Annotated in this window: 15 protein-coding genes; 9 read left to right on the forward strand and 6 right to left on the reverse strand. The window is 33.2% G+C overall.

The features are described 5' to 3' along the window. Positions 1 to 265 precede the first annotated feature (265 nt). The 3 genes from lipA to ASE21_RS18365 all read left to right on the forward strand — a co-directional run bounded on the left by lipA (position 266) and on the right by ASE21_RS18365 (position 4,077). Positions 266 to 1,132: a lipoyl synthase gene (gene lipA, locus ASE21_RS18355; RefSeq protein WP_057124173.1), complete on the forward strand. Its 867-nt coding sequence runs from the start codon at positions 266 to 268 to the stop codon at positions 1,130 to 1,132. A gap of 111 nt (positions 1,133 to 1,243) precedes the next feature. Continuing rightward, positions 1,244 to 2,242, forward strand: a complete 999-nt coding sequence (gene gap / locus ASE21_RS18360; RefSeq protein WP_057124174.1) for a type I glyceraldehyde-3-phosphate dehydrogenase — start codon at positions 1,244 to 1,246, stop codon at positions 2,240 to 2,242. Between the two features lie 26 nt (positions 2,243 to 2,268). Then, entirely contained in the window at positions 2,269 to 4,077 is a 1,809-nt protein-coding gene (locus tag ASE21_RS18365; protein ID WP_242410303.1) for an ATP-binding protein, read from the forward strand. On the opposite strand, the gene lpxK is transcribed toward ASE21_RS18365, so the two are convergent. Beyond that, the gene (gene lpxK / locus ASE21_RS18370; RefSeq protein WP_057124175.1) at positions 4,055 to 5,077 is read right to left on the reverse strand and encodes a tetraacyldisaccharide 4'-kinase; all 1,023 of its coding nucleotides are present in this window, start codon (positions 5,075 to 5,077) and stop codon (positions 4,055 to 4,057) included. The genes ASE21_RS18365 and lpxK overlap by 23 nt on opposite strands. Positions 5,078 to 5,170: 93 nt before the next feature. On the opposite strand from lpxK, the gene ASE21_RS18375 reads away from it, so the two are divergent. From ASE21_RS18375 to ASE21_RS18385, 3 genes are all read left to right on the forward strand, one after another. After that, on the forward strand, positions 5,171 to 6,265 hold the full coding sequence (locus tag ASE21_RS18375) for a Nif3-like dinuclear metal center hexameric protein (RefSeq protein ID WP_057124176.1): 1,095 nt from the start codon (positions 5,171 to 5,173) through the stop codon (positions 6,263 to 6,265). A gap of 3 nt (positions 6,266 to 6,268) precedes the next feature. Continuing rightward, the gene (locus tag ASE21_RS18380; protein WP_057124177.1) at positions 6,269 to 7,048 is read left to right on the forward strand and encodes a zinc ribbon domain-containing protein; all 780 of its coding nucleotides are present in this window, start codon (positions 6,269 to 6,271) and stop codon (positions 7,046 to 7,048) included. Positions 7,049 to 7,212: 164 nt separating this feature from the next. Further along, a complete protein-coding gene (locus ASE21_RS18385; protein ID WP_057124178.1) occupies positions 7,213 to 8,073 on the forward strand; it encodes an alpha/beta fold hydrolase in 861 nt (286 codons plus the stop codon). Between the two features lie 64 nt (positions 8,074 to 8,137). Here ASE21_RS18385 and ASE21_RS18390 read toward each other — a convergent pair whose 3' ends face one another. Continuing rightward, entirely contained in the window at positions 8,138 to 8,815 is a 678-nt protein-coding gene (locus ASE21_RS18390; protein WP_057124179.1) for an ArsR/SmtB family transcription factor, read from the reverse strand. A 76-nt stretch (positions 8,816 to 8,891) separates the two neighbouring features. Here ASE21_RS18390 and ASE21_RS18395 point away from each other — a divergent pair, with 76 nt between their 5' ends. Genes ASE21_RS18395 through rluF form a run of 3 tightly spaced genes read left to right on the forward strand, consistent with a single transcriptional unit; the run spans position 8,892 to position 11,262 of the window. Beyond that, entirely contained in the window at positions 8,892 to 10,046 is a 1,155-nt protein-coding gene (locus ASE21_RS18395; RefSeq protein WP_057124180.1) for a cytochrome P450, read from the forward strand. Then, entirely contained in the window at positions 10,043 to 10,396 is a 354-nt protein-coding gene (locus ASE21_RS18400) for an antibiotic biosynthesis monooxygenase family protein (protein ID WP_057124181.1), read from the forward strand. Before ASE21_RS18395 ends, ASE21_RS18400 begins: the two co-directional genes overlap by 4 nt. A gap of 41 nt (positions 10,397 to 10,437) precedes the next feature. Next, positions 10,438 to 11,262 (forward strand): 23S rRNA pseudouridine(2604) synthase RluF, encoded by an 825-nt coding sequence (gene rluF, locus ASE21_RS18405; protein ID WP_057124182.1) that lies wholly within the window; start codon positions 10,438 to 10,440, stop codon positions 11,260 to 11,262. 44 nt (positions 11,263 to 11,306) lie between these two features. Here rluF and ASE21_RS18410 read toward each other — a convergent pair whose 3' ends face one another. The 4 genes from ASE21_RS18410 to ASE21_RS18425 all read right to left on the reverse strand — a co-directional run bounded on the left by ASE21_RS18410 (position 11,307) and on the right by ASE21_RS18425 (position 14,709). Then, the gene (locus ASE21_RS18410; RefSeq protein WP_057124183.1) at positions 11,307 to 12,698 is read right to left on the reverse strand and encodes a DUF4173 domain-containing protein; all 1,392 of its coding nucleotides are present in this window, start codon (positions 12,696 to 12,698) and stop codon (positions 11,307 to 11,309) included. A 68-nt stretch (positions 12,699 to 12,766) separates the two neighbouring features. Then, on the reverse strand, positions 12,767 to 13,057 hold the full coding sequence (locus ASE21_RS18415) for a winged helix-turn-helix domain-containing protein (protein WP_057124184.1): 291 nt from the start codon (positions 13,055 to 13,057) through the stop codon (positions 12,767 to 12,769). A 4-nt stretch (positions 13,058 to 13,061) separates the two neighbouring features. After that, positions 13,062 to 13,676, reverse strand: a complete 615-nt coding sequence (locus tag ASE21_RS18420; RefSeq protein WP_057124185.1) for a hypothetical protein — start codon at positions 13,674 to 13,676, stop codon at positions 13,062 to 13,064. A 145-nt stretch (positions 13,677 to 13,821) separates the two neighbouring features. Next, positions 13,822 to 14,709 carry a bifunctional 5,10-methylenetetrahydrofolate dehydrogenase/5,10-methenyltetrahydrofolate cyclohydrolase gene (locus tag ASE21_RS18425; RefSeq protein WP_057124368.1) on the reverse strand — a complete coding sequence of 296 codons (888 nt, stop codon included), beginning with the start codon at positions 14,707 to 14,709 and terminating at the stop codon, positions 13,822 to 13,824. Positions 14,710 to 14,716: the final 7 nt, after the last annotated feature.

Consider the following 14,716-nt stretch of genomic DNA (forward strand, 5'->3'; position numbering starts at 1 on the left):
TTATTACAGCGTAAATTTTACGTTATCTCAATGAGCCAAATTTGTATTAGAATAAGGTGAAATTTAATATTTAAAAATCAGGTGTAAATATCAATATTTTAAGAAAAAACCAAAAAAAGCAAAACCTAAATTCATTTAAAATCAAATTATTAGCATTTAACTTAAAATATTAAATATTATAAGCAAACACTAAAAGCAAACGAAAAGCAAATTAGCATTATCAAATAAACTACATTCCGTATCTTTGTATTCTGATTTATGATATATGGAAACAGTCATTGAAAACATACCGCCTGCAAAACCTAAATGGTTGAAGGTTAAATTACCTATAGGACAAAAATATACTGAACTGCGTGGTTTGGTTGATAAATACAGCTTAAATACTATTTGCACCTCCGGAAGCTGCCCAAACATGGGAGAATGCTGGGGAGAAGGAACTGCAACATTCATGATTCTTGGAAATGTCTGCACGCGTTCTTGTGGTTTTTGCGGCGTTAAAACCGGAAGACCTGAAACTGTAGACTGGGATGAACCTGAAAAAGTAGCCCGTTCTATAAAAATCATGAACATCAAACATGCTGTAATTACAAGTGTTGACAGAGATGATTTAAAAGATGGCGGTTCGATTATCTGGATGGAAACTGTAAAAGCGATCCGAAGAATGAATCCTGAAACTACACTTGAAACTTTAATTCCGGACTTTCAGGGAATAGAAAGAAATATAGACCGAATTGTAGAAGCAAATCCTGAAGTAGTTTCGCATAATATGGAAACCGTTCGCCGATTAACGCGTGAAGTTCGTATTCAGGCAAAATACGATCGCAGTCTTGAAGTTTTACGCTACCTAAAAGAAAAAGGAATAAACAGAACTAAATCCGGAATTATGCTTGGTCTTGGTGAAACCGAAGAAGAAGTATACCAGACCATGAGAGATTTACGCAATGCAAATGTTGATGTTGTAACTATTGGACAATATTTACAGCCAAGTAAAAAACATTTACCGGTAAAAGAATTTATAACTCCTGAATTATTTGCCAAATACGAAAAATTTGGTCTTGAATTAGGTTTCCGTCATGTAGAAAGCGGACCGCTTGTGCGTTCTTCATACAAAGCACAAAAACATATTTTATAAAAAGGTTTAATCGTTTAATGGTTAATCGTTTAATCAGAGATAGGTTAAAAGTTCAACAATTAAACGATTAAACGGTTTTAACGGTTAAACAAACTAACGAATAAACCAGAATTGAAAACAAGAATTGCCATTAATGGTTTTGGAAGAATTGGCAGAAATTTATTTCGCCTTCTATTAAACCACCCTGAAATTGAAGTTGTTGCAATTAATGATATTGCAGATAATAAAACAATGTCGCATTTAATAAAATACGACAGTATTCATGGAGTCCTGCCTTTTGCAGTAAGTTATGATGAAAACGGCATTATTGTAGATAACAAACATTTTTCGTTTTTTCATGAAAAAAGCATTTCAAATCTGGACTGGAAAAGTCAGTCGATTGATTTTGTAATTGAATCAACAGGAAAATACAAAACACACGAAGAATTAAATGGGCATATTGAAGCCGGAGCAAAAAAGGTAATCCTTTCTGCCCCTTCAGAAGTTGATACTATTAAAACAGTAGTTCTTGGAGTAAATGAAAATATTTTAGACGGAACAGAAACCATTGTTTCTAATGCAAGCTGTACCACAAACAACGCTGCACCAATGATAAAAATTATCGAGGAATTATGCGGAATTGAACAAGCTTACATTACAACAATACATTCTTACACAACAGACCAAAGCCTTCACGACCAGCCGCATAAGGATTTACGCAGGGCAAGAGGTGCAAGTCAGTCGATTGTTCCAACTACTACAGGTGCAGCTAAGGCATTAACAAAAATTTTTCCTAAATTGCATGAAAAAATAGGAGGCTGCGGCATTCGTGTTCCAGTTCCCGATGGCTCGTTAACAGATATCACTTTTAATGTTAAGCGCGCCGTTACTATTGAAGAAATTAACATTGCATTTCAAAACGCCTCAAAAACAAATTTAAAGGGAATACTGGATTATACCGAAGATCCCATCGTTTCAGTTGATATAATTGGCAATACACATTCATGTTTATTTGATGCACAACTAACCTCTGTTATTGACAAAATGGTAAAAGTTGTGGGTTGGTACGATAATGAAATTGGCTATTCATCAAGATTAATTGATTTGATTTTACTGATCAGAAAAAAATAAAATTCATTATAAATACGCTGCCATATATGAAATGCTATATTTTATTTGCAGTTTGTTTTTTTTATTCCTTTTTGTATTCTCAAAACAACCAGAATACAGACAGCATTTCCTATTATAACAAAAACCGAAGCTCGGCCCTTACAACTTTCCATGAAATAATTAAGAAACCTGATAATCCTTCGATTTTAAAAACAAAAAGCGAGGCGTATTATCAGCTTGGATTGATTGAAGCAAAACTTAAACGGAATGATTCTGCAATAATTTATTTTAACAAGGCTTTAGATTATACTGATAAAACGAATGACCTTTCGCAAAAATCAAAAATTACTTTAGCCATAAGTCAATATTACAAACAAAACCGCAAATTTGATCTGGCCTATTCTTATCTGGATGAACATTATCAGTTAGAAAATTATATCCTGAAATTAAAAAATGCCAAAATTGATAATAATGAATTTGAAAAATTCAAAAAAAATCAATCTTTAAACAATACCCTTAAACGACAAAGTGAAGAAAAAATTCAGCTTAAAACGTATCGGTATTCTAAATTAGTCAGTATTCTGGCTATTGCGCTGATTTCAATCCTATCGCTTTTGAGTCTGGCTTTGTATAAAAATAATATTATTCGAAATCAGAATAATTTAATTTTAAGAGAAAAAAACAAAGAACTGATTTTAGCCAAAAACAAAGCCGAGAAAGCCTCAAAAGCCAGATCTGAATTTTTATCTACCGTAAGTCACGAGCTCCGGACTCCGCTCAACGCAATTAACGGAATTACGCATTTACTTCTGGAAGACAATCCAAAAAAAACACAGCTTAAATATCTGGAATCCCTAAAATTTTCAGGAAATTATTTAACTACTTTTATAAACGAAATCCTCGAGATTAATAAAATCGATTCAACAAAAGTTGAAATTGAAAACATAAGTTTTAATTTAAAAGAGCTGCTTTTCAATATTCAGAGTTCTTTAAAAGAATTGGCAGCCGTCAATAAAAACTATTTTAATCTGGAAATAGACGATTCAATTCCGAATATATTAATCGGCGACCCTACTAAAGTTTCTCAAATCATATTAAACCTAATAAACAACGCTTTAAAATTTACTGAAAACGGACATGTAAATGTAATTGCAAAATTATTTTCACAGGAAGAAGAAAATGCAATTGTTTATTTTGAAATAGTCGACACAGGAATTGGTATTCCCGAAGATAAATTACAAACTGTTTTCGAGAGCTTTTCTCAAGGTTCCATCGAAGTAAACCGAAAATATGGCGGAACTGGATTAGGCCTGGCAATTGTTAAAAAGTTAATTGAACTTCTTGGCAGCGAAATCAAACTAAAAAGTGAAGTTGGAAAGGGATCGACTTTTACTTTCAAATTAAATTTTAAAATCAACAACGAACCTTTGGAAGCTATTACAGAAGAAAAACCATACAGCGACAAGCAGTTAGAGCATAAATCAATTTTATTGATTGAAGACAATAAAATCAACCAGATGATAACACGAAAAATGCTTGAAAACAAAGCAATTCATTGTGAAATTATTGATAATGGCGAAGAAGCCGTTGAACTTTTAAAAGTTAAGCATTTTGACATGATTTTAATGGATGTGCACCTTCCCGGAATCAACGGAACTACTGCTACACAGCAAATTAGAGATTTTGATAAAATAACTCCAATTATTGCACTTACCGCAATTTCGCTTGACGAAAACCGCGATATGCTTTTATCTTTTGGAATGAACGATGTAATTACCAAACCTTTTGCCCCTGACGAATTTTACAGTACAATCGCAAAGTTTTTTGATTCCTCTAAGATGCCGGAGTCTTTTTAATATATTCTAAAATAGACGAATCAAAATTTTGCTGGTGATTTATAAAAGTACTTTTTATAGGTAAATAATATAACTGAGAAATTAATTTAGAATCCTTTAAACGAACGTAATCTTTCTCAGTTGTAATTATTTTTCTTCCATTTGCTTTGCTCTGAATTGCTTCTAAATCTGCGTCAGAAAAATGATGATGATCCGGAAAAGTCAGGCATTCATCCTCTTCATTTTTTAAATAATCAAAAAAAGGTTTTGGTTTTGCAATTCCGGCCAAAAGTAATTTAGATTCCAATTTAATTTCGTCAACTTCTATTTTTTTATCTTTTCCATAAATTACGGTATCATAATCGATAAAACTAAAAAAGATTTGCTGCGAGCAGTTAAGATGCAGTTTTAAACGGATTTCTTCTTGTTTCTGTTCAGACAGCTCTTTTGGGCATTTGGTAACCACAACGATATTTGCCCTTTCTGCACCGCTTCGGCTTTCTCTTAAATTTCCTGTCGGAAGCATACAATCATCTGCGTATAAATCATCAAAAGAAGTGAGCAAAATATAATATCCGGCTTTGACTTTTCGATGCTGAAAAGCATCATCTAACAAAATAACCTGTGGTTTTTCTTTCTGTGAAAGCAATTGGGTAATTCCGTTTTTACGATCTGCATCAACAGCAACCTGAGCATCGGGGAATTTTTGATAAAATTGAAAAGGTTCGTCTCCTAGAATTTCAGCATTTGAATTTTCATCTGCCAAAACAAATCCTTCGCTTTTTCTTTTGTAGCCGCGGCTTAAAGCTGCAACCTTATATTTGTCCGACAACAAGCGAATTAAATATTCAATTTGCGGCGTTTTACCGGTTCCGCCAACGCTTAAATTTCCAACAGCAATAACCGGTACATTAAATGAAGTCGATTTCAATATTCCTTTATCAAAAAGAAAATTACGAATTGAGGTTATAAAGCCGTATAAAATGGCAAAAGGGAAAAGTATTTTTCGGAGTAAGTTCATTTTACGAAAGTATAATTTTTTTCGTTAATTTGTTTTTAGGTTTAAACATCTGTTAAAAACCTGAAATCAAAAACTTGAAATGACACCAAAAAAATGAAAATCAAAGATATCATAACCGTACTAGAAGAAATGGCACCACTCGCCTATGCAGAAGATTTTGATAATGTTGGGCTCCTGGTAGGAAATCCGGAAACAGAAAGTACCGGAATTTTAGTTTGTCATGATGCACTTGAAAACGTAATTGACGAAGCAAAAACTAAAAACTGTAATGTTGTGGTTTGTTTTCATCCCATTCTATTTTCAGGAATTAAAAAAATTACAGGCAAAAATTATGTCGAACGCGCTATTTTAAAAGCCATCAAAAATGATATTGCCATTTATGCTGTTCATACCGCGTTAGACAATCATTCGCAGGGCGTTAATAAAATTTTCAGCAATGCTTTAGGATTAAATAATACTAAAATATTGATTGCGAAACAGCAATTTCTTCAAAAATTAATTACTTATACCGTTCCTGATAATGCTGAAAAAATTCGAAATGCAATGTTTGAAGCCGGCGCAGGAACAATTGGCAATTATGACAGCTGCAGTTTTAATTCAGAAGGCTTTTTTACTTTTAAAGGAAATGAAAAAAGTAACCCTACAATTGGCGAAAAAGGAAAACTACATACCGGAACCGAAATTAAAATTGAAGTTATTTTTGAAAAGCATTTACAATCCAGCGTTTTAAAAGCCCTTTTAAGCAATCACATTTATGAAGAGGTGGCTTATGAAATATACGAACTGCAAAATTCACATCCAAATATTGGTTTGGGAATGATTGGCGAACTGGAAAATGAAATGGAGGAAAAAGAATTTCTTTTGTATGTAAAAGAAAACATGATTGCACGCGGCATCCGTCATTCTGCCTTTACAGGAAAAAAAATAAAAAAAGTAGCCGTTCTGGGCGGTTCAGGAAGTTTTGCCATCCAAAATGCAATTCAGGCCGGAGCCGATGCTTTTTTAACTGCCGATTTAAAATATCATCAATTTTATGAAGCCGAAAATAAGTTACTTTTGGCAGATATTGGTCATTTTGAGAGCGAACGCTATACAAAAAACTATATTGTTGATTATCTTCGAAAAAAAATTCTTAATTTTGCGATCATTTTATCGGAAGAAAATACAAATCCAGTTAAGTACTTATAGAATATGACGAATACGAAAGAATTAAGTGTTGAGGACAAGTTAAGAGCAATATATGATTTACAGCTTATTGACTCTAGAATTGACGAAATCAGAAACGTTAGAGGAGAACTTCCTTTAGAGGTTGAAGATTTAGAAGATGAAGTTGCAGGTTTGAGCACTCGTTCAGAGAAACTGAAAAGTGAACTTGAGGTGATTGAGGAGCAAATCAAAGCAAAAAAGATTGCTATTGAGGAGCATAAAGAGGTTATCAAAAAATACACTAAACAACAAGAATCAGTTCGTAATAACAGAGAATTTAATTCTTTAACTAAAGAAGTTGAATTTCAGGAATTAGAAATTCAATTGGCTGAAAAGCAAATCAAAGAGATGAAAGCTTCTATCGAGCACAAAAAAGAAGTTATTTCTAATTTAAAAGAAAAACTTGATGCTAAAAGCTCTCATTTAAAACATAAAAAATCTGAATTGGATGCAATTATGGCCGAAACTCAAAAAGAAGAAATCTTCTTGTCTGAGAAATCTGCTGAGTTTGCTGCACAAATCGAAGACAGATTATTAGCTGCTTACAACAGAATCAGAAGCAGTGTTCGTAACGGATTAGCTGTAGTTTCTATCGAAAGAGGAGCTTCTGCAGGATCTTTCTTTACGATTCCGCCGCAAACACAAGTTGAGATTGCTTCCAGAAAAAAAATTATTACTGATGAGCACTCCGGAAGAATTTTAGTTGATACTCAATTAGCTGAAGAAGAAAAAGAAAAAATGGAACAATTGTTCTCAAAAATCTAAATATCAAATCCCGATTCTTATCGGGATTTTTTTTGCCTATTTTTTTTGCCACGAATTACACAAATTTTCACTAATTATTTTTTTAACAATACTCCAAATAAAAAATTTGTGAAAATTTGTGAAATTCGTGGCAGACCTTTTTACCTTTAGAAAAAATTTAAGTTTTGGGAATTAAAAAAGGAATTCGTTTTATTACATTAAAATCAGTTGGATCTTATATTAACTTTTTGAGTTACGTGCGTCCGCAAAAAGCCATGGAACTTTCTTATGCACTTTTTAGCCAGCCCCGAATTGGGAGATTAAAAAAAGAAACACTTCCAAAAGTTTTAAGAAATACCGAAACAGAAATTTTTCATCATAACGAACATCATTTTCAAACCTATATCTGGAAAGGGAATGAAACCAAAATTTTACTCGTTCACGGATGGGAAAGTAATGCTTCCCGATGGAAAAAAACCCTGCCCCATTTACAAAAATCCGGAAGTACTATAATTGCAATTGACGCACCTGCTCACGGGCAAAGCAGCGGTAAAGAATTTAATGTTCCGCTTTATGCGGAATTTATTAATAAGGCCGTAGAAAAATATCAGCCTGAAATTATTATTGGTCATTCTATTGGCGGCGCAGCCTGCGTTTATCATCAATATTTATTTCCGAATACGAGTATAAACAAAATGGTTATTCTTGGCGCTCCATCTGATTTAAAAACTTTGATTGATAATTATATTTCTATGCTGAGTTTAAATACCAAAATGTTACCGCTTTTAGAAAGTAAATTTATAAATCGTTTCAACTTCAAACTGGATGAATTTTCAGGACAGAAATTTGCATCAGAGTTTACCGTTCCCGGTTTTATTGCCCATGATATTTTAGATAAAATCGTCGCTTTTGAAGAAGGAAAAAAAATAGCCAGCAACTGGAAAAACAGTCAGTTTATTGAGACTAATGGTCTAGGACACGGAATGCACGATGATGAATTGTATGAGAAAGTAATTGAGTTTCTTTTCCCTAAAGGTTCAAAGTAACTTTTTAAAGGTTCTGAGTCTCTAAGCTGCTAAGGTTCTAAGTTTTTATCAAAAAAAATCTCTTCTAAACGACGATTTTAAAATGTTTTAAAAGTTCTTTTTCTCCTTTTCCGGTAATTTGTATTGCTCTGGAATCTTTGGTTCTTCGCAGCCAATCCTCGGCAATCATTTTATCTAATAAAGAAGCACCAATCGAACCCGCGATATGATTTTTCCTTTCGCTCCAGTCTAAACATGGTTTTAAGAATAAACGTCTTTGCTTTTTAAGTTCTTCAAGATTGATTCCAAAATCAGAAAACCATTCTGCTCCTTCGCTGCTTATTTCAAACTTATTATCAGAATCGAGAATAATTTTTTGTTCTAAAAGGCTTTCGGCGACAGCCACACCAATTTTCCCGGCCAAGTGATCGTAGCAGGTTCTACAGTGTTTTATTGGCGAATGTTTTTCCGGATTCTTTTTCTGCGGAAGTGACGGCGGAATCAAACTTGCCATGGATTCAATTACATACGCAACTTCTTTGTTCGAAAATCTATAATATTTATGACGCCCTTGTTTTTCTACACAAAGCAAGCCCGCATCCAAAAGTTTAGCGAGATGCATACTCATATTTTGCGGCGATGTATTTGCTGAAATAACAAGTTCGGTTGCTGTGAATGCTTTGCCGTCAAGCAAAGTCCACATAATAGATGCACGGGTTGGATCACCGATTAATGCTGCTATTTTTATAAATTGATCTTCCATTTTATGCAATCATAGTTAAAACAAGACTGAAGTATTCGTTTGTAAAGTTAAATAACTTTGCTAAAAACAATTCATCATGTCATCTTTATTTCTACAATCAGAAATCGAAAATCCTTATTCATTTTATCAGAAAATGATAGAAGAAAATCCTGTTTATTGGGATGAAACCAATAAAATATGGGCTGTTTATTCTTATGAGTATTGTTCAGCCATATTAAGAAATACAAATTCACATGTTCCTGCATTCCCTTCAAATAGAGATCTTAATCGATTTGCAGTAGAAATAATTAAAAATCTCGCCCGATTATCTGACGGAATTCAACATGAAATTGCAAAAGAAACCGCTGTTATTTTATTTTCAAACATGAAAAATGCCGGAATTGATGTCATTATGAAGGAATTACTTCAAAACAAAAAGGAAATAAACTGGGTTGATTTGGTCTGCAAAAAATTACCGGTTTTGACTGTTTTAAAAAGCTTTGATTTTAATGACGCCGATTCAAATTTTATTGTTGAAAAAATAGCCGTTATTGTAAAAATAATGCAGCCGAATAAAACGGTTGAAGATGTAAACATTATTAATGAAGTTTCAGAAAAAATCTATACAATTACAGAAAATCATATTGTTACACTTTCGTTTTATAAAACGCTGATTGAGAAAATCTCTAATAACTATGGTATTTCATCAGAAGAAGCAATTTCAATTTGTATTTGTAATTTAATCGGATTGTTTATTCAAAGCTATGATGCCTGCAGAGGACTTTTGAGTAACTCTTTGTTGCAGATTTTTTCTCAGGAAAATAGCGCTGAAATCGAAATTGATAAAAACCGCATACAAAAATTCGTTGTAGAAACTTTGCGATTTGATCCGCCGATTCATAATACGAGACGAGTTGCTGTGGAAGATATCAGCTTAGGTGAAATTACAATTAAGAAAAACGATTTCATTTTAGTTGTTTTGGCAGGAGCCAATCTGGATTCGAAACAATTTATAAATTCGATGATTTTTGATCCTGAAAGAAGCAACAATCACGAAAACCTAACTTTTGGAACGGGCGGACATATGTGCCTGGCGAAGTATTTTTCGATTAACCTGACAGCCGACGTTTTATACTATTTGCTTTGCAATTACGAAATTTCGATTTTAGAAACTAAAACCGAATATGAACCAATGATAAACGCCAGACTGCCAAAAGCAATTTGGATTTCACTTTTAAATAACAAAATATGATAGCAGTAATTTTTGAAGTCATTCCGAATGAAGGAGAAAAAGAAGAATATCTGGACATTGCCGCAAAATTAAGACCTGAACTGGACAAAATTGACGGTTTTATTTCGATCGAAAGATTTCAGAGTTTTACCAATCCTGACAAAGTTTTGTCATTGTCTTTTTGGAGAGATGAAGAAAGCATTCAGCAATGGCGAAATCTTGAAATGCATCGATATGCCCAATATAAAGGCAGAAATGAAGTTTTTAAAGATTATCATTTGAGAATTGCAGATGTAAAACGCGACTATGGAATGTTCGAAAGAAAAGAGGCGCCAGAGGACAGCAGAGATTTTCATCAATCTAAAATCTGAAATCTGAAGTCTAAAATTTAATTTTTCGCTACTTTTGCAGTATGGAAGATAATCTTAAACGTCTTAATAAATTTATTGCTGAAACAGGTTTTTGCTCCCGTCGTGAAGCCGATAAATTAATTGAAGAAGGACGTGTGACAATAAACGGAGTCGTACCGGAAATGGGAACTAAAGTTTCACCATATGATGAAGTACGCGTAGATGGAAAATTAATCGTGGAAAAGCACGAAAAAATGATTTACCTGGCATTTAACAAGCCTGTTGGAATCGAATGCACGACTAATTTGGAAGTTCGGAATAATATTGTGGATTATATTAATTATCCAAAACGTATTTTTCCTATTGGAAGACTGGATAAAGCGAGTGAGGGATTAATTTTTATGACCAATGACGGCGATATTGTAAATAAGATTTTACGCGCCAGAAACAATCACGAAAAAGAATATACGGTTACTGTAAACAAACCAATTACAGACCGATTTATACAAAGAATGGGTAACGGAGTTCCGATTTTGGATACGGTTACTAAAAAGTGTAAAGTAGAACAAATCAGCAAGTATACTTTTAAAATCATTTTAACGCAGGGACTAAACCGCCAGATTAGAAGAATGGCCGAATATTTGGGTTATGAAGTTACAGCGTTAAAACGTATCCGAATTATCAATATTTCTCTCGATGTTCCGGTTGGCCGTTATCGTGATTTAACCGATGCTGAAATAAAAGAACTGAATCAGTTAATTGAACCTTCGAGTAAAACAGAAGAAGCAAGTCTGCCAAAAGTCGAAAGTCCGAATAAAACCTCAGGCAGAAGAACAACATTTATTTCGAAACACGATCCCCGATTTAGAAAAAGAGGCGATAATTAAATATAAAAAGTCCCGTTTGCAAATCACAAACGGGACTTTTGCTTTTATTTATTTTGATGATTCAAAAACTCATAATATAAAGCTTTAGACAAGAAGCTGTTATTTTGATAATCTGAAATTAATTCTTCTCTCATCGCTTCATTATTGCCTCCGTTTAAATTGTTTTTTAAGAAATAATCTCTTCGGGTATCGTCATTAAAGTTTAAACTGCTTAAGAATTTTGGTTCTACTCCTTTGTTGACAGAAATATTATAATTCGTAATTAAACTGCCCCAATTTATAAAACTGCACATCAGGATTGTTCCGTAAAAATACCAAACCATTTGATTGAATAAATAAGCATTTGTTTTTTGTTTGGTAATTTTCAGAAAAGAATAAATAAGTCCGATAATTGCTAAAATTAAAAAAGCATAAACACCAAGACGTTTATAAGTTAAACCGTAAAAGGACACATATTCAGAGTTTTTGATAATTGTGCTCAGTATTAAAATAATATTGAGGACAAGCCATACTTTAGCTAGTTTTTTTAATGTGGATGCTTTTTCATCAAAATTAAAACCTCCTTTAAAATAAAACAGGATTACGCCAACTGCCATCAGGATTGAAAAAATAACTGCATTTACACGCTCGTGTGTGTCTGCACTTAAATTTGTTTTTTCGACAACTTCAAAGAACTGCTCGTAGTTATAAGCTGCGATAAAAGCTAACAGCATAATATTTAAAAGAAATAAAGTGATTTCACCGCTTTTTCTTTCGAAGTCAAGATCAAGAAATGTAAAAGTACTTTGGGTTTTTATTTCAGCCATATTCGTGAATTCATTATTCAGTTTTGGGTTCAATTGATAACAGACGTCCGGAACCCAATAATTCCAAAAACTAAACGAAATATAAAATCCCAGAATACAAATCAATACTAATTGTACGATATCAAGATCTAATGTATAATCTGTAAATAATGAAGAGAAATGATTGCTCCCAAAAGAATAAACGATAAAAAACAATCCAAGGAAGATTGCGGGAATAACTACAAAAGCTACTAACTTCTTGGCAAAATCATTGTGAATTTTTTGTTGTGGAAGCCATTGACTAAATATAAAAATGCGTCCCAGAGAAGTAATTCCGTTTAAAAAAATGAGTGGAAAAATCTGCACCATTTTAAGTTCTCCATCCTGCGTTTTAAACTGTAAAAACAGAATTGAAAATACTAACGCAAAAAAAGAGGCGCCGTCTCCATACCAGGCAAAGGCAAAGCAGGACAAAATTGAGGTCATTACCAATACAAGATGTGATCTGTTTACAAATTTCTCCTGAAAAAAATAGCTAATTAACAGAGTAAGTACTACTCCGAAAATAGCTATATTGATTCCAACTGATTCATTGTAAAAAAGCAGTGCAAATACTGCTGTACAAGCCAAAATAATTTTATGTTTTTTCATTTTTAAAGGTTTTTAAATTTCATAAAGTACTTTGTAATTCAAAGTTTTTAAGCAAAAAAATATAGTTGTTACGATTTCATTAATTTTTCAAGATAGGACAAATGTTCCTTGAAAGCCGCACGTCCTAAAGGTGTTACCTGATAAGATGTTTTTGGTTTTTTACCCACAAATTCCTTTTTAATCTCAATATATTGGGATTTTTCCAATGCAGAAGAATGACTTGCTAAATTACCATCGGTGATATTTAAAAGCGTTTTCATCTCGGTAAAATCTACCCAGTCATTAACCATCAGAACGGACATTATACCCAATCTGACACGGCTTTCAAAATCTTTATTTAGTTTGTCAATAATTCCCATTGGATTATTTGTATTTTTTGAACATCACTAATCCATATACGATATGCAAGATACCAAATCCTATTATCCAAAATATCAGACCATATCCAATATAGAAAAGAGAAATACACCCTAATAAAAGCTCAGAAAAGCCTAAATATTTTACATCAGAAAAAGTATATTTTTCGGCATTTATAACCGCAAGTCCGTAGAATATTAAAGTAGCCGGTGCTATAAAACCGTAATTTCCATGATACAGTAAAGCGATACAAAATATCCCGCCTGCTGCAAGCGGCACGGCCAAATTAAACAACATATTTTTAGTAGCAGAAGTCCAAATTGGTAAATTGTATTTTTTACTTTTTCTAATGGTAAAGAAAATTCCAAATGTTAAAGCAAACAGTAAAATTATTAAAGCAGTCAAAATTAAATGAGAAACCAAATTTTCAGGAAGAATTACATCCTGACCTCTAAAATATCCTATTCCTCTAGTTTCAAGTAACATATAGGTATACAGTCCGCCAATTAACGCTGAAAGACCTGCGAAAACTCCTGAAAGTCCGCTTAATGATATAAATCTGGAAGAGCGTTCCATCATGGAACGAATATGTGCTAAATCTTCTTGGTGCTTTTGATTCATAATTAAAGTACTTTGCGATACAAAGTTATTATTTATTTTGAATTGACAAATAAAAATGCATCTTTTTTTATTGAAATTTAATTGAACATCATAAAAAAAGCCTGCTCATTAGAACAGGCTTTGTAAAATATATTGCGATCAAATTTTATTGGTTTTTTGCACTTCTCATTTTACGTGCTAAAAGTGTGTTTTTTAGCAGCATTGCAATTGTCATAGGCCCTACTCCACCAGGAACCGGTGTAATAAAGGCTGCTTTTTTACTTACGCCGTCAAAATCAACGTCACCTTTTATAACATATCCTTTTGGGTTTGATGCGTCATCTACGCGAGTAATTCCAACGTCAATGATAGTTACTCCATCTTTTACCATATCAGCTTTTAAGAATTCAGGAACTCCCAGAGCTGTAATAATGATATCGGCATTTTTAGTGTATTCCTCCAAGTTTTTAGTTCGGCTGTGTGTTAAGGTAACTGTCGAATCTCCCGGATTTCCTTTACGGCTCATCAAAATACTCATTGGACGCCCTACGATATGACTTCTTCCAATTACTACGGTATGTTTTCCTGAAGTTTCTACTTTGTAGCGTTCTAACAATTCCATGATTCCAAATGGCGTTGCCGGAATAAAACTTTCCATTTCAAGCGCCATTCTTCCAAAGTTAGTCGGGTGAAATCCGTCTACATCTTTATCGGGATCGATTGCCAATAATATTTTTTGCTCGTCGATATGTTTTGGCAACGGCAGCTGAACAATATAACCGTCTAGGTTATCATCTTCGTTTAGTTCTTTAATTTTTGCCAGCAGTTCCTCTTCGGTAATCGTTTCCGGCAGACTTACCAGTGTTGAATCAAATCCGATTTCCTGACATGATTTTACTTTACTTCCTACGTAAGTTAAACTTGCACCATTGTTTCCTACCAAAACTGCTGCTAAATGAGGTACTTTTCCTCCGGCTGCTTTTATAGATTGAACTTCGGCTGCAATTTCGTTTTTAATGTCGTTAGATGTTTTTTTACCGTCTAGTAGCTGCATTGTTTTT

The sequence above is a fragment of the Flavobacterium sp. Root901 genome, assembly GCF_001429765.1.
In the GTDB taxonomy this organism is placed as follows: Bacteria; Bacteroidota; Bacteroidia; order Flavobacteriales; family Flavobacteriaceae; genus Flavobacterium.